This window comes from thiotrophic endosymbiont of Bathymodiolus puteoserpentis (Logatchev) (genome assembly GCF_900127505.1).
Taxonomy (GTDB): Bacteria; Pseudomonadota; Gammaproteobacteria; order PS1; family Pseudothioglobaceae; genus Thiodubiliella.
On the sequence record NZ_UEXF01000037.1, the window covers coordinates 1,517 to 4,392 of the forward strand.

Annotated in this window: 3 protein-coding genes; all 3 read right to left on the minus strand. The window is 36.4% G+C overall.

Translation table 11 applies throughout. The features are described 5' to 3' along the window. Nucleotides 1-455 precede the first annotated feature (455 nt). The 3 genes from BHECKSOX2_RS10270 to BHECKSOX2_RS06200 all read right to left on the minus strand — a co-directional run bounded on the left by BHECKSOX2_RS10270 (nt 456) and on the right by BHECKSOX2_RS06200 (nt 2,756). Nucleotides 456-2,024, minus strand: a complete 1,569-nt coding sequence (locus BHECKSOX2_RS10270; protein WP_245391339.1) for an RHS repeat-associated core domain-containing protein — start codon at nt 2,022-2,024, stop codon at nt 456-458. Continuing rightward, a complete protein-coding gene (locus BHECKSOX2_RS06195; RefSeq protein WP_180323688.1) occupies nt 2,021-2,386 on the minus strand; it encodes a hypothetical protein in 366 nt (121 codons plus the stop codon). Before BHECKSOX2_RS06195 ends, BHECKSOX2_RS10270 begins: the two co-directional genes overlap by 4 nt. A gap of 238 nt (nt 2,387-2,624) precedes the next feature. Continuing rightward, complete coding sequence (locus tag BHECKSOX2_RS06200; protein WP_425356611.1) at nt 2,625-2,756, minus strand: IS3 family transposase; 132 nt, start codon at nt 2,754-2,756, stop codon at nt 2,625-2,627. Between the last annotated feature and the right edge of the window lie 120 nt (nt 2,757-2,876).

Below are 2,876 nucleotides of genomic sequence, written 5' to 3' on the forward strand. Positions count from 1 at the left end.
AAGACTGTCCAATTAATAGTGTTGGCTAGTTGTATTAAAGGGTCTTTGACATCTAATTGAGAAAAGAGCTCTGAATGAAAAAGATTTGATTGGGTGGATATTGGGCTGGATTTAGTTAACATTTTTTTAAGCAAAACGACCAAGAAATAAGAGGTATTTTAGCAAAAGTTGGTTGATTTGTCTATGGTTATTGTTGGTTTTATTGTTATAAATCAATTTGTTGTGTGGTTTTTAAGGGTTGACTAACATTTTTTTAAGCAAAACGACCAAGAAATAAGGGGTATTTTAACAAAAGTTGGTTGATTTGTCTAGGGTTATTGTTAGTTTTATTGTTATAAATCAATTTGTTGTGTGGTTTTTAAGGGTTGACTAAATACACAATAGTGCCACCTATCATTAACGATACTAATTGAACTTTAGGTTAAGGTATTACATGATGATTTATTGCATTTAGATCAGGGGTTCGGCTCCTTAATAGGCGATAATTTTCTTAAATCTATTGGAATTGGTTGCATTATATCGCCAAATCTTTCTCTCATCGCCTCCCCTCTGCCAGTAACTAAAAATGCATCTTCTGGGTTGTTATCTTTACCGTTAACCCATAATCCAAATTCGCTCACGAAATTTCCTTGTCTTGAGATTTTATATTCAATGTAGTAATCAATGACATTTTTTGGAATTAAAGCAATACTTGTATTGGGTTTAAGATGTTCCTGAACAGGACATGAGTCTGTGTGCATATATTGTAAATGTTTTGTTGGCACTATATTTGTCAATAAATGAGAGGCACCAACCAATGCAAGTACATTGCCATTTATTCTTGAAATTTCTAACCTAGGATTTTTCCATTTTTCTCCGCCAATAAAACGGCCCTTAAATTTGCCATTTTCTGATGCGCTGTTATCTATTAACGCTAGCGCTTTCTTCTGATAAGTATAAATTTTTGTAGCTTCAAATGAGCCTGTATTGTATGCCTGCATAATATTCTTTATACATAAGTATACATCTGTTGTTGGATATGGAACAGGTCGTTTATTCCCTGAAATTGAAACAGTTGTATTTTCCATTACCAGATTTCCAATATGATTTGGATCAATGCTTTTCGCTAAGGTTACGAGCAGCTTTATTCCATCTGGTAAGTTATGTGCATCCCCAATCCAAATATTTAATTCACTAGTCTTGTCTCTATTTATTCTATCTAAAAAATTATCAAAGAGTATCGTGTTAATGCCATGTCCTGTTGGGTCAATATATTTAAGTGGATTATTGCCCACATAAACATACAAATTCAAGCCATCAACCGCACCCGCTGAATCAGGGCTTATCCACCTCGTTAGCCAAGGGGCTAGATACCTAGCACCGTGGTAGGACAAGCCACTACTGTTGTCTCTTTCTTTGCCTGTATGGCGGTAGCGTTTTTGTTGCACTTGAGTTTTGTCTTTGCCAGCGATGAGGGCAGTACCACCATAGGGGTAGTAGTGCTCATAACTGAGGGTTTGGGCTTTGTCGTCCAACTCTAAGGTATTGGATTGTAGGTGGCTGGTGAGTTGGTAGTGAGTTTGGTTAGGGTTTTGCGTGTTGTCTTTGCTACTTTCGCTGAGGATGTGGGTGCCAATGTGCAGGGTACTAGTTTGTTGTTTTGCTTGGTTGGTTGAAAGATCTAGTGAGGGCAGGTAGTCTATTTGGCTTTGTACTTGGTGGTCAGATTCAGCCACACTGCGGACTCGATTATCTTGGTAATCATAAACATAGTATTGTGTGGTGTTGCTTTTGTCTGGTTTGCTGAGTTGATTAAGTGTGTTGTTGTAGTGCCAATGTAGGGTGCCAATGTTGTCAAGGGTTAGTAAATTGCCATTGGTATCAAAGTCAGAGGCACTTTGTTTGGTTTCAGTACCACGATTGTTATTTGAATGGATAGTGAGGGTTTGTTGCCATGTGCTACTATTGGCTTGGTGTGAAAGATGAGTTAAATTGTTACCTGTGTCGTAGTCATAAGTTTGCTGATAGGATTCTAGTAAGTTCACAAGGTAGCACGACGTTCTTTTTGTCGTTTTATTGGAGTATAAGGATCTACATAGTTTATACGAGGTGGTAAAACCAAAGGGTTTTCAGAGTCCCTTAAAGTCTTTTGTTGTTTTAAATGTAGGCGAATATGATCTTTCTTGTAATCGGTATAAGGTGTATATTCTATCTCTATATTAGAAGTTATTATTTTAAGACCCAGTGCATCAGCAATTCTCCAAGATGATCTTCCGTGGTCGCTAGTTTTCATAAAACCATGCCTAAATTTTGAATAATTCTTATCATCTTCATATTCCTGTATTATCCTGTTCGTTATCGGGTTTATTATATTGTGTGAGACCTTTGCATAAATAGGAACAATCATCAGAAACCCACTTTTTTCCCACTTGGCAATTTTTTAAACCCAGCCTTAGCCCTGCTAGGACAAAGTTTAAAGAAATTACCCATTGGGAAAAAATTGGATTTTATTAATCATCTCTATTTATGCAAAGGTCTCATTATATCTAAATTTTTTTTAGGCAGTTGGTTTGATGCCCAAGCTATTTTTGTCATTCCTAAATACTGGTAAGTGGTTGTAATGCTCCAATCAACTTAGACACATTTCAAGCCACTTTTTTCAATTCAGCCATCTTCTGAACAGGTGTCATATACCCAATGGCTGAATGAATCCTTTTGTAATTGTAAAAATAAATATAACTTTCTGAGACCTTTGCATAACCCAACCAAAAAACCACCAACCTGATAAAACAACACCCATGTCAGGTTTCACCACGTTATTCCCTACTTTCAAAAACCACACTCCGAAACATATCAGGCTTTCTGATAAACAAATCAGGCTTCAAATTATACCAATA